Raw genomic sequence first — 21496 nt, forward strand, 5'->3', positions numbered from 1 at the left:
ATGCAAAAGCTCAATAAACAAAGCCTGCGCGCGCTTTTACAAAGCCGTGATATAGAATCTGGCATTCACTCCTTGCGCGATTTGCCACTGCCCTCAAGCCTTACCTTTGCCCTACAAGGCGCGCAGATAGTGAGTGAGGCTATGCAAAAAGGGCAAGAAATTCTAGTCGTTGGGGATTATGACGCTGATGGTGTGTGCGCGAGTGCGGTGATGATAAAGTTTTTTGAGCATTTAGGCTATGCGCATTTTAGGCTTATTATCCCTCATCGCTTTGAAGATGGCTATGGCGTGAGTGCCGCGCTTTTAGACAAATACGCTCATAATGCCGCTGTGGTCATAAGCGTAGATAATGGCATAACCGCGCTAAGCGCGGCTACTTGGTGTAAGCAAAGGGGTGTAGCGCTCATTATTACTGACCATCACACGCCCACAGATACCTTGCCTGAAGCGAGCGTGATTATAAATCCTTATTTGCCACAATGCACCTTTGAGCCAAAGGCAATTTGTGGCGCAGTGGTGGCATGGTATTTTTGCGCCGCACTCAAGCAGATTCTAAAAGCCAACATAGATATGAGCATATTTTTAGAATATTTAGCCATTGCCACGATTGCCGATGTTATGCCGCTTGTAGGGGTTAATCGTATGCTTGTAAAAAGTGGCATAAAGCGCCTTAAGAGCTTATCTACGCCTTTTGCTAGCCTCACACGCGCAAAGTGCAAAATGTTAAATGCTCAAAATCTTGCCTTTAGCCTTGTGCCGCTTTTAAACTGCGCTGGGCGCATAGCGCATGCTAATCTTGCTTTAGAGCTTTTGCTTGCACCAAGTATAAGCGCGGCTAATCTTGCTTATGAGCGTTTGAGTAGCCTAAATAGTGAGCGCAAGGCACTGCAAGCGATGATTTTAGAATCCGCGCGCGCAAATATTATAGAATCTAAGCATTTTGTTATAAGCTATGCTAGAGGCTGGCATGAGGGCGTGCTAGGCATTGTGGCGGCGCAACTTGCTCAAGAGATGGGGAAAAGCGCGTTTGTTTTAAGCCAAGATGAGCAGATTCTAAAAGGTAGCGGGCGCAGTAATGGCGAGCTTAATCTCATCGCAAGCCTTACGCCACTTAGTGAGATATTGCTCACTTTTGGTGGGCATAGCGGCGCTGTGGGTTTGAGTTTAGAGGTGCAGCATATACAAGATTTTGTGCAGGCTTTAGAATCTACGCTTGTGTATGCAGAGGAAACACAGGAGAGCGCGGCTTTGGGCGTGCTTGAGAGTTGTGATATTGATATGGAGCTATTAGATATATGCGAGGCGTTTGAGCCTTATGGCTGTGGGAATCCTAAGCCTATTTTTGTGTGTGAGGATTTAAATATAGAATCTATAAAGCCTCTAGGCAAAGCAGGTGCGCATTTTAGCTACACATTAAAAGATAAGCGCAATAATATCACTTTGCGCGCCATAGAGTTTTTCGCACCACACCCGCGCCAAATAGGGCAAAGCGCAAATGTGAGTTTTGAGCTTATACGCGATGATTTTAGCGGTATGCCAACGCTAAAAATTAAGGATTTTATGCCCTAAAGCCCCATTCTTGCTGCAATGCTCTAAGGTGCTTAAGCTCAAGGCTTGCAAGCAGCATGCCCTCCTTATCGCCTAAACTCTCCTCAATATCGCCATTTGCGTCAATCCAAAGACTATCGCCATAAAACTGCCAATCAAGTTTCTCATAATGCTCATTGCCTATGCGATTAATGCGCAAAATCGCCATAGAGTTTGTGAAGGCGCGCATTTGACACAATCGCCGCCATCGTATTTTGGAGGCAAAAGTATTGCTGCAAGGCAAAATCACTATATCCACTTGGGATTGTTTAAGTTTAAGCCATATTTCATCAAAATGCACTTCAAATCCTGCTATTACAGCGATTTTAAAGTTATTTTTCTTAAAAATAAGCGGCGTTTTGGGGTGCTTTGGCGTGGGGTTAGCAAAAAATGCCTTTTCATTCCAATGCGGATAGGCTATAAGCCTCTGCTGATAGTAAAAGCGCGACTTGCTGCCTTGAATGAGCGCTATAGTTTTGTAGAGTTTATTTTCTTTCTCAAGCACGATGGGCGCGATGATATCAAGCTTATGTGCTTTGGAGAGCGTATGGAGTATATCAAGCGTATGCGCGCTTGTGTGGGCAATTTGAGCAGCTGGCTTATGCGCGCAAAGTTTGTGATAAAAGGGATTAAAAATATACTCGCCAAATGCCACAATCTGCACTTTTTGCTTTTTGCAAGTTTGAAAATATTTCTCAAGTAGCGGTGTGCATGGCGCTGTAAGTTCTGGAAGCTGCAGGAGGGCAATATTCATACAATATCCTTAAAATTTAAAACATTTAAGCGCGCAATGCGCTAAATTTGTGATAACTATTTGCAATAGCTAAGCTTATTAAGGGCGTTATTGTAGCATAAGTTTTGCCCTGCACTAAATTATAGAATCTAAAGCTCCGTTTTTAGAATGGCGCCGCTAGAGGCGTTTGAGACTAATAGGGAGTAGCGTTTTAGCCATTTGCTTTTGATGTTTTTTTTCACTGGCTGCCAATTTTTGCGTCTTTTTTCTAGAATCTTAGAATCTACTCTTAATTCCAAAGTGCCACGAGATACCGAAATATCGATAATATCGCCATCTTCAATAAGTGCGATTTCGCCACCTTCAGCCGCTTCAGGGCTAATATGCCCAATACACGCCCCGCGCGTAGCCCCGCTAAATCGCCCATCAGTGATTAACGCCACGCTATCCCCTAGCCCCATGCCCATGATAAGGCTCGTGGGCGCAAGCATTTCTTGCATTCCAGGACCGCCCTTTGGTCCCTCATAGCGAATGACTACGACATTCCCGGCTTTCACCTTGCCCCCTGCGATTCCCTTAAGCGCGTCATCTTGGCTGTTGAAGCACACTGCCTTGCCGCTAAACTCTTTCATACATTCATCAACGGCGGCGACTTTCAAAACCGCGCCCTGTTTTGCGATGTTGCCATACAAAATCTTTAAGCCGCCAAATTGCGAGTAAGCATTCTCATTATTATGGATAATATTAGAATCTAAAATCGCCGCTTCCTTTATGCGCTCCCCCAAAGTCTCGCCGGTAATGGTAAGGGCGTCTAGGTGAATTATGGGATTAGATTCTGTGTTTGGTGTTGAAATTTCGTGCGTGCGAGACGAATTTCGCTTTGAAACTTCGTGCATCACGGCAGACACGCCCCCCGCGCGATTAATGTCTTCCATGTGAATAGTGCTTAACGCCGGGGCGATTTTAGCGATATGTGCGACATTTTGGGCGATTTCATTGATAGATTCTAAGTTGAAATCAACTTCTGCCTCCTTAGCGATTGCAAGCATGTGTAGCACGGTATTTGTGCTGCCCCCCATCGCCATATCCACGACAAATGCGTTATGCACGGCTTTTTTGGTTAAAATATTGCGAAATCTAAATTTTTCGCTTAAATTAGAATCTAGCGCGATTTCTACGATTCGCCTTGCCGCACGACGCAGTAGCTCTTCGCGCTCAGGCGTTAAAGCCGGGATTGTGCCATTTCCTGGGAGTGCCACGCCCATGGCTTCACATAGCGTATTCATCGAGTTTGCAGTAAACATGCCACTGCAAGAGCCCCCGCCCGGACAGGCTTTGCACTCGATTTCATGCAGTCTAGATTCTGTGATTTTGCCCTGTGCAAACTCGCCCACCGCCTCAAAAGCCGAGCTTAAATCCAAAATTGTGCCATCACTAAGCTGCCCAGCCCTCATAGGACCGCCGCTTACAAAAATCGCAGGCACATTCACACGCAGCGCGCCCATAAGCATTCCGGGCACGATTTTATCGCAGTTTGGCAAGCACAGCATGGCGTCCAGCGCGTGCGCGTTCATCACAGATTCTATGCAGTCAGCGATTAGCTCGCGGCTAGGCAGCGAATACAGCATGCCATCATGCCCCATCGCAATGCCATCATCAACGCCAATCGTGTTGAATTCAAAAGGCACAGCGCCAGCCTTGCGGATTTCATCTTTCACGATTTTTGCGTAATGATTTAGGAAAAAATGCCCCGGAATTATGTCAATATAGCTATTTGCAATGCCGATAAAGGGCTTTTCAAAGTCGCTATCGTTTAGACCTGTGGCGCGCAAAAGGCTTCTGTGCGGCGCTCTTTGATAGCCTTTTTTAATAATATCACTTCGCATACACTCCTCCTTATGTCGTTGCCCTTATTTTGTGCTAAGCGCGTATTATAGGCTAACTTATTGAGATTCTTATAAATGGCTCAAATTATTGTGAGAGAGAATCTGGAGCATCTTCAAACAGGAGTGAAATCACATCTTGCCCTGTGAAAAACTTCACGCACACGGCTATAAGGATAATGGCTGTAATAAATGGAGCAACATAGCGCACGATAAAATACCACACGCTAAAGCCAAAATTATTAAAAAATGAAGCGCTAAATTCCTTTAGTCGCGTTTTTGGTATCACCCAGCCCACAAAAATCACTGCTACAAGACCCCCTAGCGTCATAATCACATTTGCAGAGAGAAAATCAATAATATCCATAAGTGATTTGCTCTTAAAGGTGAGATAATCTTTTGCAGGCGTGCAAATGGAGCAAATAATCACTATACCAAGCAGGACAATGGCAAGAGTAAGCGTCCAAGTGGCTTTTGCTCTGCTCCATTTGTAGGTTTCACACACATACATCACAGCAGGTTCTAAAAGCGATATGGTCGAAGTAATGCCTGCAAAGCTAAATGCAGCAAAGAAAAGAAATGCAATGATATTTCCCCAAATGCCGAGGTGAGAGAGCATAACGGGCAGTGTTTTAAAAATAAGTCCTGTGCCGCTGCCCACTTCGCCGCCGTATTCATATACGAGTGTAAAAATCATAAGCCCTGCCATGATAGCAATTACAATGCCAGAAAGCACCACCCATAGAGAGCTTTTAAGGAGATTTTGATTGGGTGCGGAGGAGGCTGCATAAGTGATAATAATGCCAATACCAAGGGAGAGTGAGAAAAATACCTGCCCTAGAGAATCTATTAAGACATTAAGATTAAATACTTGCTTTAAGGTTTGCTTAGCTTGCGCTATATCGCCAAGCGTAAGGCTTGCGATACTATCTTTTGCCCAGTCGGTGTTTAGCATAAAATTTAGAGCCTTAGGGAAAGAGGGCATACTCATTGCATAGAGCAATAAGCCAAAAAAGATAAGAAAAAGTAATGGCGTAAGGATAAGATTTAGCGCTTCAATGCCCTTTTTTACACCGCGTGAGATAATCCACGCCGTTGCGCCCATAACAAACAATAATCCTAGCAGTTGTGGCACAAAGCCTTTTTCATAGAGAGCGTTAAATATAGCATCTGAATCTGCCATATTGTGCGGCAGGCTAAAGCTTACGACAAAGAGATAGTAAAACACCCAGCCTAACACGATAGAGTAAAATGAAAGAATAATAGGACCGCCAATTAAGCTAAGCCCAGCCCAGCGCCATCTTTTGGCGGGATTTGGGTCTAGATTCTCATAGCTTTTGACTGCATTTGCCCCACCTTTATTGCCGATGAGCATTTCGCCAATAAGCATAGCAATGCCTATAGTTAGGGCTAAAAACAAATACAGCAGCACAAAAGCACTGCCTCCATTTGTCCCAGCAATGTAGGGGAATCGCCAAATATGTCCCAAACCAATAGAGCTGCCTAGAGCGGCAAGGATAAAGCCGATTTTACTAAAATTATTCACTATCTTAACCTTTTTGCATATTGTGTCTTTATAGAATCTACAAAGATTGTCCATTATTTGCCATAAGAGCGCATATAAGAGTATGAAGGCTGCGCTTAAAAAAGGCATATTACTTAAGGATTTATTAAATATTACTGAATTAAGCTAGGATTTTGTTTTAAATGCATGGAAATTTTTGGAATTATTTATAGCAGATATTAAAAGGAGCATAGGTGCGGTATTTAGTTATTGTGAGCATTATTTGGGCGTTTTCATTTCCGCTTATTGGACATTATTTAGTTGGGCGCAGTGTAGCGCACCCTGTGGATAGCTATTTTATCATTGTGGTAAGATTTGGACTAGCGCTATTGGTATTTGCGCCATTTATGCGCTGGAGGGGCGTGGATATGAAGCTTAAATGTTCGCTTATTGCCATAGGCGCAGTGCAAATTGGCATTATGTATGTGTGCTATTATCAATCATTTAAATATTTGCGTATTCACGAAGTGGCGCTATTTACGATTTTTACGCCATTTTATGTGAGCGTATTTTATGATTTATGTATGCGTAATATGCGTTGGCGATATTTGCCAAGTATCGCGCTAGCTGTTCTTGGGGCGTATATTATTAAAATGGGTGATGTGAGCGATGATTTTTTGGTGGGGTTTTTGTGGATTCAGGGCGCGAATGCGTGCTTTGGGATAGGGCAGAGCGCGTATAAGTATGTGATGCAATCTTATGGACATTTAAAGCAGGAGCATATTTTTGGCTACTTTTATGTGGGCGCGCTGTGCGTGGGGATAGTGAGTTTTGTAATCTTTGGTAACGCGCAGAATCTCCCAAGAGAGCTATATCAGTGGCTTATTCTTATTTATCTTGGCGTAATTGCCTCAGGTTTGGGATATTTTTTATGGAATAGGGGTGCTTGCGCGGTGGATAGCGGAGTTTTGGCGATTATGAATAATGTGCTTATCCCCTTAGCGATTGTGGCAAATTATTTGGTGTGGGGTGAGAAAATCGAGCATTTTGGGCAATTTTGCGCAGGCTCTAGCCTTATTCTTATCTCGCTTTGGTGGCATTATAAGATTATAGCGCGACAGGGGCGCAAATAAGGGCTACATTTATGGCGCAGGCTCTGGCATAAAGATTATGTCAAAATCATTTTTGATTAGCCCATATACGCGCAATGTATGCGTAAAGCCCGGGAAAAACCAGCTCTCCCATCGCCAATGCGGAAAGGAGGCGGGGATAGTGATTGTAAGTGTTGGCTTTGTGGGCTTATTTTGTGTGCTAGATTCTATGGATTGTGCGGAGGGTGTGCCGCTAGATTCTGTAATTATAGAATCTGCGCTATGAGATGCTGCTTTTTTAGAATCTAGGGCTTTGTCAAAGGCTTGAGCCTGCGCAACCCACGCGCTAGAGTAGCTTTTAATATGATGATATGCCACCCTTGGACGCTCCTTATAATAATTTGAGCTTTGCAAGGCAGCAATGAGAGTAAAGCATAAGCTAAGATAGCCCAAAGTGCGACTTTTAGCAATAATTATGCTCACCCACACGCACATTACGCAAAGCACGCTCAAATAAAAGCCGCTCATAAGGTAGTATTTCGCGCCGCATTTTGAGACTACCAGCGTATAAAAAATAAGCATAAGCACAAGCCAAATCACGCCACCATAGAGCAAAACTCGATATTTTTTATCCCTAAATGCCACAAAAAGTGCAATAGCAAAGCAGAGCAAACACAATATTTTAAAGCCACTTGTTGTGCTTTGAAGTGAATGCGTGGCGTATGCTAGTCCATTTGATAGATGAAAATCACCACAATATTGCGCCCTCCCGCTACCCATATCAAGAATAGCAGCACTTACCCAAAGTGCGATAATAGCAAGGAGCGTGTATTCAAGCGCGCCAAAGTGCTTAAAAGTGCTTAAAAATGTTGCAAAGTGCTTTGTAATAGGGCGTTTTGGCACACTAGATTCTATAGTGCGCGATGTTGTAGGGCTAGATTCTATAATCTTTAATTTTAGGCGTTGATAGAGCGTAAAGCAAAGCAAAAGCCCAGCAAAGCTTGCCAAAATGTAACTTGCTGTGGTCATTGAAAATTGGCTCAAAAATATGAGTATCGCCCCCCCCCCCGTTAATAAATACAACTAATTGCCTTTGTGTAACAAATCCCAAAAACACCAGCAGGAAAAATATCACAAGGCAGAGATTAAGGATATAAGGCAGTGTGTAAAAGCACATAACAGTTAGCACATAGCCCATTCCCTCTGCTTCTAAATCTGCAGGATAGGCAAGTGGCATTAAATGCGCGCGCATAGCCACAAAAATGCCAAGTGTGAAAAGTGTGGGGCAAAGCAGGCTAAATATATGCCTTTGTGTAAGGGCGCGCGTAAGTATATAGAGTGCAAAATTTAGCGCGCTAAACGCGCTTGCGCAAATAAGCGCGACACTAAGGCTTATAGAATCTAGAAAGCTAATAGGCGTAAAAAGGCTTACAATGGGCGTTATTATGTAATTGCCAAAGCTGCCTATAAAGCTTTGTAAATACACGGGCAAGATTCTAGCGGGAATCCACGAATGCGGCTTTGGTCTAAGGCTAGGCTCGCCGCTTAGCATTTGCCAATCATCACCCCAAAAGACCACCACAGGATACATATAACCATAAAACAACAAAAGTGCGCCAAATAGCGCCAAAAAATAGCCCCAAATTATAAGGCGCTGATAAGTTTGTGTAGGGTGAGTTTGCATTATGCTCCTTTATGTGAGATGTGAGATTTATAAATCACGCCATAGCGCAGGCTAAAATTAAAGATAAAAGCCACACCTGTGGCGATGATTTTGCTTAGCATGGCATTACATTCAAGTAAATCCACGCCCACAAATAAAATGCCTATATCAATTAATAATCCCCCAAGGCTTACCAAATACACTAGCGTGCTTTCTTTAAGCAATGAGTGCTGTGAGGCTTTAAAAATAAAAAGTCTAGCTAAAATAAAATTCCACAAAGTTGCTAGCACAAAGCTTAATAACCCCGCATAGATATACCACATATTAAATGTAATGGCAGTATAAAAAATAAGCCAATTAATAAGTGCTGCCGACCCGCCAACAAGCAGGTATTTAACAAATTTCACAAGAAATTGCTTTGAGCGTATGTGCGTAAGCAAATCGTAGCATTTGTGTGATAGCGCGGGCTTCATAGTATGCTCAATTGTGTTGCATGCTCGGCATTATGCTTGCACCTTGCGTAAGAGGGCAAAATTATTCATACCGCATTGAAAATATTTATGCTTTTGTAAGCAAAGGTTTGGCACTTGGTGAGCTAGATTTGCTAAATCAGCCTTGTTGTAGTAGCGTTTGTGGTCTCTTATCTCCGCTTCACTTACAATTTTAAGCCTATAAGATAAAAATTCTAGCACAGGTTTTGCCGCGCGGCTAGGCACAGTGAGCAGCAAAATGCCATTTGGTTTTAGCACGCGTGCAATTTCTTGCAGCATTTCTTTGGGGTGGTTTAAATGTTCTAAGACTGCCAAAAGCGTTACCACATCAAATTCCTCATTTTCAAAAGGTAAGTGGCAATGTTTGGTTGATAAATTTGCATTGCCCCCCCCCCCGTTAAAAGTGAAAGCATTTTGGCTAGATTCTGTAATTTCTTCTTTTTGTTCAAAAAAATAGGCAAAAGTCTCAAGCTTTGGTGTGCTAATTTTTGGGGCTTTAAAGTCGATGCCCACACCTTTTGAAATATAAGGCTCAATCTCGCGCAAAAGTCTAGCCTCCCACCCACAGCCAATATCTAAGACTTTTGGATTTGCAAAGCTCTGTATGTAAGGCAGCACTCTAGCAAGTCTCATTTTTCGCAATAGCGGCTCTAAAATCGCTTCTTTCATTTGTGTCCTTTATTTAATAATATATGCCTTTCTGCCACCAATGCTGCTCTCTTTTACATTTTTCATAAGATAAGGTCCGCTAGGGCGCGGCTCATAGTCATATGGTGTAGTTTTATCAGTGGGATTGTCACGACGCACATATATTTTAACGCCATAATCTGTAAATTGCTCCTCTATAAAAATAGGGCGCACCTTTGGTATTTCTTTTATAGCAACATATTGATTGCGATAGAGATTTGGAATAGCTAACAGTTGTGAGATAATGGCAAGAGATACATAGATTCTATAATTTATGCCTTTAGGCAGTAGCAGTAAAACCGCCCATACAAGCACAAAAGCAGCACGTTCGGACTTAAACAAACATATCACACTTATAAGAAAAAGCAAATATAGTGCGTATTTTACAAAGCCATCATCAAACCCTTTTATCGCGCAAACATTATAGGCAAAGAAAAATCCAAGTAAAGGCACGATATACACCATTCCAAAGCGTGGGTCAGGACCTGTGAGAAACCAAAAAATAATACCTATGCAAATAGAGCAAAACACACTCACAAATCCAAAGCGAGGCATAGAATCTAGTGCGCTATTTGCGTTTATATAAACTTTTGCGCCATAGATTCTACAGAATCTAACAAGTGCAAAAATGATTAAGGACACACAAAGCGCGTAGCAAAAATGTTTAAAATAGCCAAAATAATGCGGCTTCATTTTAAGCCAATCTATAAGCCACATAGAATCTGCTAGCACTTCTCTGCAGTCTTTACCCGGTGCGCGCGCCCAGCTCATAATCCAGCACACATCACTTTGCCTTACACTCTCACTCATCGCCCAAGGCAGACTTTGTATAAAGCCAATGGGCGCAGGAGAGGCTATCATGCCTGTAGTCATTATGCCCTTTATCGCCCAAGGTAGCACCAAAATAAGCGCACAAATGCCTATAATCACATAAGTTTTTATAAAAGATTTTGTAAAAATATAAGCCCTAAAAAGCACAATAAAGCAGCATATCACGCTAACTATGAGCGCGGCATTAGCAATTTTTACCATTATGGCAAATAGGCTTATAAAAAAGCAAAGGATAAATATTGCGCTATTTTTACGCTCAAAACCAGCAAAAAGCAGAGAAAATACACAAATACCCATAACCGCGCCAATACCCTCACAATAAAGCCCTTGAAACTCACCCCACATCATCAAAAAAGGCAAAGCAAATAAGCAGCAGCCCAAAAATACATAATAAAAATGTGTAAATTCTCGCTTTAAAAAGATGTAAATCCCACTAAAAGCTAAGCCAAAATACACGATTTCATTGCCAATAAATGCCCTTAAATGTGGGATAATTTGACTTACATCACTTAGTGCGTAAAAATTATAAATAAGCCCATTAAAGCCTAGTCGGCTATGGATATTTGCAAGTCCGAAAATCACAGGGCTTTGCTGTATCCAAGTAACAATTTGTATATGATAATTCACACTATCACCCACAGAATCACTTATCATACTAAGTGGTGCAACCATACAAAACGCAAAAGCCGCACTCGCAATAAGCCACACATCACGCCAGTAGATTCTATAAAAATAAATAAAAAGTCCTATACCGCACACAAGGAGGGCAATTGAAATAAATGATGAAATAGGCAAAAAGAAATTTAGAATCTGCACTATAAAACTTAAAAAGAAAACACCCAAAAGAGCGCTTGCAAGTAGTTTTAAAGGTAAAATGCTTTTAAATATATCCCCTCCCTTTACATAGCGCGTAAAATAATGCAGTGCCAACCCACCATAGCCATATACGCTTGCAATCCACGCTAAAAGCACGCAAGCAATAAGTAAGTTGGTAATAAACCAGCCCATAATTTATTCTCCTTAAATATTTTTAGAATCTAAGTTTGTGTAGTTATTAATCCTTAAACCTATATTTCACAATCGCCCAAAGTGCGCGAAAGCCGTCCTTTACGCCAATTTTTTTACCCTCCTCATAAGTGCGCCCATAGTAGCTAATGCCCACTTCATAGATTCTAATGCCTTTAATTTTTGCAATTTTTGCCGTGATTTCAGGCTCAAAGCCAAAGCGATTTTCCTCTATCGTGATGCTTTGAATGATTTCGCGCCTAAAGACTTTGTAGCAAGTCTCCATATCAGTCAAATTAAGGTTTGTCATCATATTTGAAAGCAAGGTGAGCATACCATTTGCCATTCTGTGCCAGAAATACAGCACGCGATGAGAATCACCACTCACAAAGCGTGAGCCAAAGACCACATCCGCCACGCCCTTTTCAAATGGCGCCAATAGCTTTGCATACTCGTTTGGGTCGTATTCTAAATCCGCATCTTGGATAAGCACAATATCCCCGCTAGCCTGTGCTATGCCGCTTCTAAGGGCTGCACCTTTGCCTTGATTTTTAGTATGATAGATGATTTTATATGTAGATTCTAAGGATTTAAGAATGTCTTGTGTGCCATCGCTGCTGCAATCATCAACGATGATGATTTCTTTTTCATAGGGCAGCGCGACATTATCCACCACTTGTAAAATATTTTTTATCGTGGCTTTTTCATTAAAGCAAGGAATGATGATTGAGAGTTTATGAAGTGTATTCGCGCCAGATAAATGTGGCGATAAATCTTGCTTTGCCCCCCCCCCATTAGCTAATTGTGAATCCATTAAAACTCCTAAAATATATAAAATAAAATGCGCGATTTTAATAAAAATAAACTTAAAAATAGTTATTCGCGCAAGTGCTGCAAACTTGTAGATTCTGTAATTTTATAGAATCTAGCCATAAGAATCTCGCGCAATGCTTTCATTGAGCAGTTTTGTAAGTAGCGCACCCACTTCTTTGGCGCTGCCATGCTTGAGATACGCGCGGATTTGCATAGCCTTATTGAAAAAATCCTCCACATCATATTGCTCATAGGCTTTGAGCAAATTTTGCGTAGTGAGCTGGGATTGGATAAATTCAGGGTGAATTTGCATATTGCCCACTTTTGGACTCCCAAAATGCAGCGCATTATAAAAAATATTTGCAAGCCCAATGTGTTTAAGCCGCACAAATGCACGTGCGATAAGCACATCAAGTGCGCGTGTCTTGTAGCCTAGAACAAGCGGCGTGCCAATGAGTGTGGCCTCAAGCGTGGCAGTACCTGAACACACAAAAGCAAAGCTAGATTCTATAAGTGCGCTATTAGTATCAAAGCTTATTTCAAAATCCTTTATCGCTTCTCCATAAAGCTCTGTGAGCGCTTGCGGGGTAAGCTTTTGAAAATGCTTTGGCAGGATTAAAATTTTTGGATTATTAAGCTTTTTTGCTAGTGCGGCAAAGATAGGAAAAATTCGCTTAATCTCGCCCCTGCGGCTGCCGGGCATAAAGGCTATTTTGCCATTTTTGAGACTTAGCGGCTTAGATTTCATATGCGTAATTTCATCAAGGAGCGGGTGTCCTACATACTTTATGCGCTGCTCCTGTAGGGCGCGCGGATACATATCTAGCTCAAAAGGCAAAATCGCGCACAAATAATCGCAGCTAGATTCTATATTTTTAGCGCGCCACGCTTTCCACGCCCACACTTGAGGCAGGATATAATACACCACGCGCGCTTTGGAGTTAGATTGTTTCACGCGCTTAGCGATGGGCAGATTAAAACTTGAGCTATCAAGCAAAAGCACGACATCACAACTCTTTGCAAGCTCGCTCATCTCTTGCACAGCGCGCTTAAAGAATAAAAGCTTTTTGCACACATCAAAAAATCCCATAATAGCAAAGTCTTTAAGCGTAAATGAGGGCTGCGCATGTTTAAAATCGGCAAATACTTCAGGTTCAAACACTCCACAAATGCGCAATGATGTATCAAGGTGCTTTGCAAGATAGGCTAAATGCACATTTGCGCTAGGCTCGCATGCGCTTACAAAAAGCGATTTTTGCGCTGGTGTAGAGAGTGTGGATTCTGTAGATTCTATAGGTTTCAAATTTTATGCCTTTAAGCTTTGGGCGCATTTTTAGATGAAGGCTTGCTAGATTCTGTATGTTTAGAATCTACGCGCGCTTGCGCGAGATTTTCTTCAAGCTGAAATTCACTTTTTAAATCCCTTATCTCCACGCGTAGTTTGGAATTTTCAAGCTCAAGCTCGGTGATTTTTAGCCCCAAAGCCTCGCTATCTGCTGGCAAAGTGGGCATTGAGGAAAGCCTCTCTTCAAGGCCTTTTAGTATGTCTTGAGCGGCTTTAATCTGCTCTCGCAGTGTTTTAAGCGTGGTTTTGCAATTTGTGATGTCCTCCTCATATTGGGCGACTTCAAGCCTTAGCTTGGCGCGCTCATGCTCAAAAATGCCCACAATATCCCATAGATTCTGTGTATTAGCATCATATTTCAAAAGTTTTTCAAACACCTGCTCATCGAGCTTTTGGGCTAGTGGCTTTGCTTGCTTTTTCATAATTGTCCTTTTTTAAGATGGTATATCAAGCTCAAGGCTTAAAAGATGCAGCTCCTTGCCCTGTGTAATAATCACATCTTGGCTTTGGCAATGCGGACAAGTGCTGTAGGAAAGATTGCTAGATTGGAAACTTTGCTCACACTGCTGGCATTGTAATATCACTGGCTGATAGCTTAGCTCAAGTTTGGCTTGCTGCATAAATACAGAATCTAGCTTAAAAGTTTCAAACGCACTTTCTATAAGTGCGCTATCCACGCCACTGCGCTCACCTATGGCAACACATACTTTTGCCACAGAGATAGCATTATTGGCTTTAGCGTGGCTCTCACACATTTCAATTAAAGAGGTGATAATAGAATATTCGTGCATTTTTATCCTTGCGCAAGTTATGGGTGGAATTTTACCTAAGAAGTGATAAAATAAGCAAAAATTTCATAAAGGTTTGATTGTGCAAAGAGTAAAAACAAAACAAATTTTTGTCGGTTCTGTGCCTGTGGGTGGAGATGCGCCCATTTCTGTGCAAAGTATGACTTTTAGCAAAACGCGCGATATTGAAGCGACAAAAGCCCAACTAGATAGATTGTATTTTGCTGGAGCGGATATGGTGCGCGTGGCGGTGTCTTGCGGTGAAGATGCTAATGCGCTTAAAGACCTAAAGGCTATCTCGCCTCTGCCATTAATTGCAGATATTCACTTTCGCTATCGTTACGCGCTCATCGCGGCTGAAAGTGTGGATTGTATCCGCATTAATCCCGGAAATATTGGCTCAAAAGATAGGATTAAAGCAGTGGCAGATGCGTGCAAAGAGCGCGGCATACCCATTCGCATCGGTGTAAATGGCGGGAGTTTGGAGAAGCAATTTGATGAAAAATATGGCGCAACACCTAAGGGAATGGTGGAATCTGCGCTTTATAATATTAAATTGTTAGAAGATTTTGGCTTTACAAATTTAAAAGTTTCACTAAAAGCAAGCGATGTGCTGCGCACAATGGAGGCGTATAGAATGCTGCGCCCTTTGGTTGAATACCCCTTTCATTTAGGCGTTACAGAGGCTGGGACATTGCCGCATTCTATGGTAAAAAGCGCTATGGCACTAGGTGGTTTGCTTATGGAGGGCATCGGCGATACGATGCGGGTATCAATCACTGGCGAGCTAGAAGAGGAAATCAAAGTCGCGCGTATGATTTTGCAGTATTCTGGGCGGCAAAAAAGCGGGGTTACTATTGTTTCTTGCCCTACTTGTGGGCGCATAGAGGCAAATTTGGTCAAAATGGTGCAAGAAGTTGAAACGCGCATAAAGCATATCAAAATCCCACTACAAGTGAGCGTTATGGGTTGTGCGGTTAATGCTATAGGTGAGGCGAAGCACGCTGATATTGCCATTGCCTTTGGCAATCACGATGGGCTTATTATTAAAGGCGGCAAGGTGCTGTGTAAATTAAAAGAAGATGCGCTTTTGGAGCGCTTTATTGCTGAAGTGGAAACACTTGCTAAAGAGCGCGAGGAGGCGTAAAGGGCTAAGGCTTACAGGGCAAAAAGCATGCAGCACTTATATAATAAAAGACTAAAAATGAATGGCTTAGATTTATTACAGAATCTGCCTGCTCAAAGCGTGAAGTTATGCTTTTTTGACCCGCAGTATCGCGGTGTGCTTGATAAAATGAGATATGGCAATGAGGGAAAGCGGCAAAAGGGTAGAAGCGAGCTAGCTCAAATGAGCCAAGAGGCGATTATAGCATTCATAAAAGAAATTTATCGCGTGATAGAATCTAGCAGCTATCTTATGCTATGGATTGATAAATTTCATTTGTGCGAGGGTGTTGGAGCGTGGATAGATGGGCTAGAGCTAAAAATTGTGGATTTAATCACTTGGGATAAGGGCAAAATGGGTATGGGTTATCGCACAAGAAAGCAAAGCGAATATCTCTTAATCCTCCAAAAATCCCCGTGCAAGGCTAAAGGCACTTGGTATGCGCATAATATCCGTGATGTGTGGAGTGAAAAAATTCCTACAGATGTGCAAAAACTCCACCCACACGCGAAACCAAAGGGATTGCAAAAGGCACTGATAGAATCTTGCACACATAAAGGTGAGCTAGTGCTAGACCCAGCTAGTGGGAGCTTTAGCGTGCTTGAATGCTGCCTTGAGCTAGAGCGCAACTTTATAGGCTGTGATTTAAGTCCCAAATAAGCGCAAAGAGCAGCATAGGAGTAGCAATGCAGGAATAATAGTTATTTTATGTGTGCTAAAATCCCTTTTATAGAATCTAAATAATTATCCAAAGGAGCAGGCATGAAAGAGGCTGGCATAGAGTTAATGAAAAACACAAAAAGCGTGCGCGATATTGATATTCAAGGTAAAAGAGTGCTTATCCGCGTGGATTTTAATGTGCCAATGGACGAGGATTTTGACATAAGCGATGATACGCGTATTCGCGAGGCATTGCCTACGATTAATTACTGCATTGATAATCACGCTAAAAATATTGTGCTTGTAAGCCATTTAGGGCGACCAAAGGAGCGCGATTGGCAATTCTCACTCAAACATGTGCTTAAGCGTGTGGAGCGACTTTTGGGGCGTGATATAGCTTTTGGGCAAAATATTGAAGATGTGCAAAAACTCCAAGAGCAAAGCAGCGATGGGGCGGTGATTTTGCTAGAAAATATTAGATTCTATGAGGGTGAGGAAAAAAATAGCAAAGAGCTATCCAGCAAGCTTGCCTCTTTGTGCGATGTGTATGTTAATGATGCCTTTGGCACAAGCCACCGCGCGCATGCTAGCACTTGTGGCATTGCTGAATTTGCCAAAGAGCGCGTAGCGGGGCTATTATTAAAAAAAGAAATTGATTCATTTGCTAAGGCAATGACAAATCCGCTGAAGCCTGTGCTGCTTATCGTTGGCGGGAGTAAGGTAAGCTCAAAGCTCGCACTTTTATATAATATTCTTAATGTCGTGGATAAAATTATCATCGGCGGGGCGATGAGCAATACATTCCTTAAAGCCTGTGGCTTTGATATGCAAAAATCGCTTGTAGAGGATAATCTCGTAGCCGAAGCGCGCAAGATTTTGGAGCATGCAAGAGAAAAAAATGTCAAAATTTATTTGCCCGTTGATGTGGTAAGCACAGATAATATAAAAGAGCATCATAATATTAAAATCACGCCCGCTCAAGATGTGCCAGAGGGCTTTATGGCAGTGGATATGGGACCTGCGACAAGTAAGCTATTTAGTGAAGTGGTGAGAGATTCTCAAACTATTATTTGGAATGGACCTTTGGGGGTTTATGAAATTCAAGCCTTTTCACGTGGCACATTTAATCTAGCCCACGCGCTAAGCGATACCTATGCTTTTAGTCTCATTGGCGGAGGGGATACAGCTGATGCGATTGATAAAGCAGGGGAGCGCGATAATATGAGCTTTATCTCAACAGGTGGGGGCGCGAGTTTGGAGCTGCTTGAGGGGAAAGTTTTGCCTGCATTTGAGGTGCTTGAGCGCAAATAAATGAATGATTTTTTTACCCTTTGCCTTGAGGCTCAAGAAGCAAGCAATATAGAATCTAAGCTTGCTTTAATGCAAGTTTTGCGCCAAAATGGGCAAATGCTGCTAGAGCGCATAACTTTTGTGGATTCTCAATCGCTCCATACGCCCAAAATGCCATCCTATGCTACATTTTGCACTATCACTCACCCCACTAAAATCCGCCGCCCTAAACATCTTAAAAGCATTCAATCTGTGGCAAAAGTGCTGCATTCTATCGTGCATATTGAGTATAGCGCGATTGATTTAGCCCTTGATGCGCTCTATCGTTTTAGACATATGCCTTTGGAGTATTATAGTGATTGGCTAAGTGTGGCACTGCAGGAGGCAGAGCATTTTGAGCTTTTGCGCACTTGCTTGCAATCGCTTGGCTATGAGTATGGCGATTTCCCTGTGCATACGCAGCTTTTTGACGCGCAAGTGGCTACACCTCATTTGTACGAGCGAATGGCTCTTTTGCATCGTGGTTTAGAGGCAAATGGGCTTGATGCTAATCCCTTTGTTACGAGTAAAATAGCCACTTTTGAGCATAGTGTAACGCCTCATATCCTCTCATCTTTACATATTATTTTGCGCGATGAGATAGAGCATGTCAAAAAAGGCGATAGATGGTGGAGATATGCTAGCTCAAATGCCACGCCAGAAAAGTTTATAGCCATTCTTAAAAAGTTTAACTATCTATGTCAAATGCCAAAGATTCTAAACATAGACGCAAGGCTTGCCGCGGGATTTAGTTTAGAAGAATTAAATCTTATAAGTGGAGTTAAATCTCATGGGCAGGGCTAAATCTTTTAAGTAGCCTTAGCCCAAAAGTGTGCTTGTAGGCTTAGTTGGCAATCTTTTTTGCCATATTTTTATCAAAATTTTCATAGCCCTGCACTCGCTCAAAGTAATCACTTAGCGCGTTATTATCCTTTGCAGGATTATAGACATCTCTATCACGCTTTGCGATAGCATCTTTATAGAATCTCACCTTGCAGTCAAGCTTATCAAGGGCATTTTGGTAAGATTCTATAATTTTTAATGTCTCCTCCCGTTGCGCCTGCATAATTTCAAGCCGCTGCTCTAAAGTCTCATCGCCCATAAGGCACAAATGCACATAATGTTTGATTGCCTCAATGCTTAGCCCACCTCTGCGCAAGCAATGCACGATAGCCACCCACTCTAAATCTTTATCACTAAAGTAGCGCACGCTCGCTGCACCACCACGCTCAACATAAGGAAATAGCCCCTCTTTAGCCCAAAATCTAATCGTATGGGCTGAAATACCTGTTTTTTTCTCCACTTCTTTAATCGTATAAGCCATACTTACTCCTTTGTGCTTCAAGTGTAGTTCTTAAGTCCGAAATTATGGCAAAAAAGCGTTAATAGTATCAGCTTAAGGGTTTATGCTATAATGCGCTTAAAAATAACGCTGGGATTGGAAAATGAAGCAAATGATGAAAGATATGCTTAACAGAGCCAAAGAAAGCTCAAATGCGCTCATTACTTTAAGCGAGGATAGGCGTAATGCTGTGCTTAGGAGTATGGCAGATGAGATTGAGGCTCAAAGTGCCTTTATTTGCGCGCAAAATGCTAAAGATGTGCAAAAAGCCCACCATTTGCCCATAAATATGCAAAAAAGACTTGAATTAAATGACAAAAAAGTGCGCGCTATGGCGGATTCTATCCGCGATATTGCGCTTTTGCCCGCTGTGGTAGGGCAGGTGATGAGGCAATGGACGAATAAAGCAGGTTTAGAGATTAAGCAAATAAGCGTGCCACTTGGGGTAATTGGCGTGATTTATGAATCTCGCCCTAATGTTACAAGCGATGTTGCCGCGCTGTGCTTTAAAAGCGGAAATGTGTGTGTGCTTAAAGGCGGAAAAGAGGCTTATCAATCAAATTTGGCTATTTATAAAGCCTTGCAGTGCGCACTAGAGAAGCATGCTCTTCCAAAGCACTGCATAAGCATGATAGAGGATACTTCGCGCGAGGCGGTGTTGGAGTTTGTTAAAATGGACGCATATGTGGATTTGCTCATACCTCGCGGGGGTGAGGGACTTATTGAGTTTGTGAAGCACAATGCCACTATTCCTATCATCAAGCACGATAAAGGCGTGTGCCATACTTATATCCATAAAAGCGCGTCTTTGCGCATGGCAGAGGAAATTATCCTTAATGCAAAGCTAGGCTATCCTGCGGCGTGTAATGCGTGCGAATGTGTGCTACTTGATAAAGCATTGGTTGAGACATTTTTACCACATTTGCTTAATGTGCTGCATAAAAACGATGTGCGCGTGATGTTTGAAGATGCGACATGGCTTACTAAATATGGCGCGCAGGGCGATGATTTAGCCATATATGAAAAAGAGTGGGGCGATAAGATTATTAATCTTAAGGTGGTGAATGGCATAGATGAGGCATTAGCCCATATTGCGCGCTTTGGTTCAAAGCATTCAGAATCTATAATTGCCAGTGATGAGCAAGCCTCCACGCGCTTTATGCAAGAAGTTGATGCGGCATGCGTGTATCTTAATGCTTCTACGCGCTTTAGTGATGGTGGGGAGTTTGGCTTTGGCGCGGAGGTTGGCATATCTACTTCTAAGTTTCATGCGCGCGGTCCTATGGGGATAGAATCCTTGCGAAGTTATAAATATTGTATCTATGGTAATGGGCAGGTGCGTTAAATGCGAGCAAGTGCGCCTTTTAAAACTTGGCTGCCTGTAGTGTCTCTCTCATGTGCGGCGTTTGTGTTTAATACTTCGGAATTTGTGCCTATTGGGCTTTTGAACGCTATTGCGAGTGATTTTCATATGAGTGAGGCGCACGCAGGGCTGCTTGTTAGCATTTATGCGTGGGTGGTGGCTTTGTTTTCTTTGCCTTTAATGCTTTTATGCTCGCGTGTGGAGTTAAAAAGGCTTATGCTTTGCGTGATTGCACTTTTTACGCTTTCTCATTTTCTTTCTGCGTTTTCTAGCGGCTATTATATGCTTATGGTTTCGCGTATTGGCGTAGCACTCTCTCATTCGCTTTTTTGGTCTATTGCCTCGCCTATGGCTGTGAATGTCGCGCCAAAAGGCAAGCAAAGTATGGCTCTAGGCTTTATAATTACTGGCACTTCGCTTGCTATGGTTGCTGGGCTGCCGCTTGGGCGAGTGATTGGGCTATATATTGATTGGCGCACGACTTTTGGCGTTATTGGCGTGTTTGCGCTGCTCATTGGTATTTTGTTTTATGTCGTTTTTCCTACTATTGAGCCTTTGCAGACTTCGCACCCTACGCAAAATCCGCTAGATTCTAAACATAGGCATGCTGCGTGGGCGGCTAATCTCTTAATGCTTATTAAAAATGAAAAGTTTTTAAGAATCTGCTTTTTGACTATGATTTTTATCACTGCGCATTTTACAGCTTACACCTACATAGAGCCGCTTTTAGCGCAAGTAAGCGGCTTTAGCGATGGTGCTATCACTTTTGTGCTTGTGCTTTTTGGGCTTATGGGCATAATATCTAGCGTGCTTTTTTCAAAATACTATGATAGATTCCATAAATATTTTGTTTTTGGCTGTTTGTTTGGGCTGTGGATTAGCTTTGGTGGGCTATATTTGATAGAATCTTATAAAATAGCAGTAATTATGCTTTGTGCATTTTGGGGAATGTGTATTATGTTTTTTGGGCTGGTGTTTCAGTCTCAAACCATTGCCATATCCAAAGAGGCAAGCATGATAGCTATGTCAATTTACTCTGGCATTTATAATGTCGGCATAGCTAGCGGAGCGATGATTGGCGGCGCTGTGGTTAATCACCTTGGCATAGCGTATGTGGGCTTAGCAGCCAGCCTTTTGGCTTTATTAGCTGGGCTTTATTTTGTGTTTAAAATGCCCTTTGCAAGGGTGTTTAATAGATGGACAAATGAGAATTAAG

At 42.4% G+C, this 21496-nt stretch carries 20 protein-coding genes; 8 read left to right on the forward strand and 12 right to left on the reverse strand.

What is annotated here, in order from left to right; genetic code table 11:
• Nucleotides 1-1569 (forward strand): single-stranded-DNA-specific exonuclease RecJ, encoded by a 1569-nt coding sequence (recJ, locus tag LS71_RS01605; protein ID WP_034352064.1) that lies wholly within the window; start codon nt 1-3, stop codon nt 1567-1569.
• Here recJ and LS71_RS01610 read toward each other — a convergent pair.
• The 3 genes from LS71_RS01610 to LS71_RS01620 all read right to left on the reverse strand — a co-directional run bounded on the left by LS71_RS01610 (nt 1559) and on the right by LS71_RS01620 (nt 5752).
• Nucleotides 1559-2341, reverse strand: a complete 783-nt coding sequence (locus LS71_RS01610) for a carbon-nitrogen hydrolase family protein (RefSeq protein ID WP_034352062.1) — start codon at nt 2339-2341, stop codon at nt 1559-1561. The two genes, recJ and LS71_RS01610, sit on opposite strands and share 11 nt — an antisense overlap.
• Nucleotides 2342-2469: 128 nt before the next feature.
• Entirely contained in the window at nt 2470-4206 is a 1737-nt protein-coding gene (ilvD, locus tag LS71_RS01615; protein ID WP_034352060.1) for a dihydroxy-acid dehydratase, read from the reverse strand.
• An 85-nt stretch (nt 4207-4291) separates the two neighbouring features.
• Complete coding sequence (locus LS71_RS01620; RefSeq protein WP_194145654.1) at nt 4292-5752, reverse strand: sodium-dependent transporter; 1461 nt, start codon at nt 5750-5752, stop codon at nt 4292-4294.
• A gap of 209 nt (nt 5753-5961) precedes the next feature.
• Here LS71_RS01620 and LS71_RS01625 point away from each other — a divergent pair, with 209 nt between their 5' ends.
• The gene (locus LS71_RS01625; RefSeq protein ID WP_034352056.1) at nt 5962-6840 is read left to right on the forward strand and encodes an EamA family transporter; all 879 of its coding nucleotides are present in this window, start codon (nt 5962-5964) and stop codon (nt 6838-6840) included.
• A 9-nt stretch (nt 6841-6849) separates the two neighbouring features.
• On the opposite strand, the gene LS71_RS01630 is transcribed toward LS71_RS01625, so the two are convergent.
• The 8 genes from LS71_RS01630 to hypA form a co-directional block, all read right to left on the reverse strand.
• Nucleotides 6850-7881 carry a hypothetical protein gene (locus LS71_RS01630; protein ID WP_194145641.1) on the reverse strand — a complete coding sequence of 344 codons (1032 nt, stop codon included), beginning with the start codon at nt 7879-7881 and terminating at the stop codon, nt 6850-6852.
• 600 nt (nt 7882-8481) lie between these two features.
• On the reverse strand, nt 8482-8934 hold the full coding sequence (locus LS71_RS01640; protein ID WP_052057740.1) for a GtrA family protein: 453 nt from the start codon (nt 8932-8934) through the stop codon (nt 8482-8484).
• Nucleotides 8935-8964: 30 nt separating this feature from the next.
• Nucleotides 8965-9621 (reverse strand): class I SAM-dependent methyltransferase, encoded by a 657-nt coding sequence (locus LS71_RS01645; RefSeq protein WP_034352048.1) that lies wholly within the window; start codon nt 9619-9621, stop codon nt 8965-8967.
• Between the two features lie 9 nt (nt 9622-9630).
• Nucleotides 9631-11478, reverse strand: a complete 1848-nt coding sequence (locus tag LS71_RS01650; protein ID WP_034352046.1) for an LIC_10190 family membrane protein — start codon at nt 11476-11478, stop codon at nt 9631-9633.
• A 46-nt stretch (nt 11479-11524) separates the two neighbouring features.
• Entirely contained in the window at nt 11525-12289 is a 765-nt protein-coding gene (locus LS71_RS01655; RefSeq protein WP_138109789.1) for a glycosyltransferase family 2 protein, read from the reverse strand.
• Nucleotides 12290-12400: 111 nt separating this feature from the next.
• A complete protein-coding gene (lpxB, locus tag LS71_RS01660) occupies nt 12401-13582 on the reverse strand; it encodes a lipid-A-disaccharide synthase (protein WP_034352218.1) in 1182 nt (393 codons plus the stop codon).
• Nucleotides 13583-13602: 20 nt separating this feature from the next.
• Complete coding sequence (locus LS71_RS01665; RefSeq protein WP_052057738.1) at nt 13603-14055, reverse strand: hypothetical protein; 453 nt, start codon at nt 14053-14055, stop codon at nt 13603-13605.
• A gap of 12 nt (nt 14056-14067) precedes the next feature.
• A complete protein-coding gene (gene hypA / locus LS71_RS01670) occupies nt 14068-14424 on the reverse strand; it encodes a hydrogenase/urease nickel incorporation protein HypA (RefSeq protein ID WP_034352044.1) in 357 nt (118 codons plus the stop codon).
• A gap of 73 nt (nt 14425-14497) precedes the next feature.
• Here hypA and ispG point away from each other — a divergent pair, with 73 nt between their 5' ends.
• The 4 genes from ispG to LS71_RS01690 all read left to right on the forward strand — a co-directional run bounded on the left by ispG (nt 14498) and on the right by LS71_RS01690 (nt 18379).
• Nucleotides 14498-15568 carry a flavodoxin-dependent (E)-4-hydroxy-3-methylbut-2-enyl-diphosphate synthase gene (gene ispG, locus LS71_RS01675; protein WP_138109790.1) on the forward strand — a complete coding sequence of 357 codons (1071 nt, stop codon included), beginning with the start codon at nt 14498-14500 and terminating at the stop codon, nt 15566-15568.
• 27 nt (nt 15569-15595) lie between these two features.
• On the forward strand, nt 15596-16246 hold the full coding sequence (locus LS71_RS01680; RefSeq protein WP_034352039.1) for a DNA-methyltransferase: 651 nt from the start codon (nt 15596-15598) through the stop codon (nt 16244-16246).
• A gap of 102 nt (nt 16247-16348) precedes the next feature.
• A complete protein-coding gene (locus tag LS71_RS01685) occupies nt 16349-17557 on the forward strand; it encodes a phosphoglycerate kinase (RefSeq protein WP_034352036.1) in 1209 nt (402 codons plus the stop codon).
• Nucleotides 17558-18379 (forward strand): ferritin-like domain-containing protein, encoded by an 822-nt coding sequence (locus LS71_RS01690; RefSeq protein ID WP_034352033.1) that lies wholly within the window; start codon nt 17558-17560, stop codon nt 18377-18379.
• 40 nt (nt 18380-18419) lie between these two features.
• On the opposite strand, the gene LS71_RS01695 is transcribed toward LS71_RS01690, so the two are convergent.
• Nucleotides 18420-18899, reverse strand: coding sequence for a MerR family transcriptional regulator (locus tag LS71_RS01695; protein WP_052057736.1), 480 nt, complete (start codon nt 18897-18899; stop codon nt 18420-18422).
• A 121-nt stretch (nt 18900-19020) separates the two neighbouring features.
• On the opposite strand from LS71_RS01695, the gene LS71_RS01700 reads away from it, so the two are divergent.
• Both LS71_RS01700 and LS71_RS01705 read left to right on the forward strand, forming a co-directional pair.
• On the forward strand, nt 19021-20262 hold the full coding sequence (locus tag LS71_RS01700) for a glutamate-5-semialdehyde dehydrogenase (RefSeq protein WP_238700263.1): 1242 nt from the start codon (nt 19021-19023) through the stop codon (nt 20260-20262).
• The gene (locus LS71_RS01705) at nt 20263-21495 is read left to right on the forward strand and encodes a sugar transporter (RefSeq protein WP_034352032.1); all 1233 of its coding nucleotides are present in this window, start codon (nt 20263-20265) and stop codon (nt 21493-21495) included. It abuts the gene before it with no gap.
• The last annotated feature ends 1 nt before the right edge of the window (nt 21496 follow it).

Origin of the sequence: Helicobacter jaachi (assembly GCF_000763135.2) — a bacterium.
In the GTDB taxonomy this organism is placed as follows: Bacteria; Campylobacterota; Campylobacteria; order Campylobacterales; family Helicobacteraceae; genus Helicobacter_C; species Helicobacter_C jaachi.

What these genes read in the sequence shown, in the direction of transcription:
- LS71_RS01655 (WP_138109789.1), bottom strand. Translation starts at nt 12,289, where the DNA reads ATGGATTCACAATTAGCTAATGGGGGGGGGGCAAAGCAAGATTTATCG.
- LS71_RS01665 (WP_052057738.1), bottom strand. Translation starts at nt 14,055, where the DNA reads ATGAAAAAGCAAGCAAAGCCACTAGCCCAAAAGCTCGATGAGCAGGTG.
- LS71_RS01650 (WP_034352046.1), bottom strand. Translation starts at nt 11,478, where the DNA reads ATGGGCTGGTTTATTACCAACTTACTTATTGCTTGCGTGCTTTTAGCG.
- ilvD (WP_034352060.1), bottom strand. Translation starts at nt 4,206, where the DNA reads ATGCGAAGTGATATTATTAAAAAAGGCTATCAAAGAGCGCCGCACAGA.
- LS71_RS01695 (WP_052057736.1), bottom strand. Translation starts at nt 18,899, where the DNA reads ATGGCTTATACGATTAAAGAAGTGGAGAAAAAAACAGGTATTTCAGCC.
- LS71_RS01640 (WP_052057740.1), bottom strand. Translation starts at nt 8,934, where the DNA reads ATGAAGCCCGCGCTATCACACAAATGCTACGATTTGCTTACGCACATA.
- hypA (WP_034352044.1), bottom strand. Translation starts at nt 14,424, where the DNA reads ATGCACGAATATTCTATTATCACCTCTTTAATTGAAATGTGTGAGAGC.
- LS71_RS01705 (WP_034352032.1), top strand. Translation starts at nt 20,263, where the DNA reads ATGCGAGCAAGTGCGCCTTTTAAAACTTGGCTGCCTGTAGTGTCTCTC.
- LS71_RS01680 (WP_034352039.1), top strand. Translation starts at nt 15,596, where the DNA reads ATGCAGCACTTATATAATAAAAGACTAAAAATGAATGGCTTAGATTTA.
- LS71_RS01700 (WP_238700263.1), top strand. Translation starts at nt 19,021, where the DNA reads ATGAAGCAAATGATGAAAGATATGCTTAACAGAGCCAAAGAAAGCTCA.
- recJ (WP_034352064.1), top strand. Translation starts at nt 1, where the DNA reads ATGCAAAAGCTCAATAAACAAAGCCTGCGCGCGCTTTTACAAAGCCGT.
- LS71_RS01645 (WP_034352048.1), bottom strand. Translation starts at nt 9,621, where the DNA reads ATGAAAGAAGCGATTTTAGAGCCGCTATTGCGAAAAATGAGACTTGCT.
- LS71_RS01610 (WP_034352062.1), bottom strand. Translation starts at nt 2,341, where the DNA reads ATGAATATTGCCCTCCTGCAGCTTCCAGAACTTACAGCGCCATGCACA.
- LS71_RS01690 (WP_034352033.1), top strand. Translation starts at nt 17,558, where the DNA reads ATGAATGATTTTTTTACCCTTTGCCTTGAGGCTCAAGAAGCAAGCAAT.
- LS71_RS01685 (WP_034352036.1), top strand. Translation starts at nt 16,349, where the DNA reads ATGAAAGAGGCTGGCATAGAGTTAATGAAAAACACAAAAAGCGTGCGC.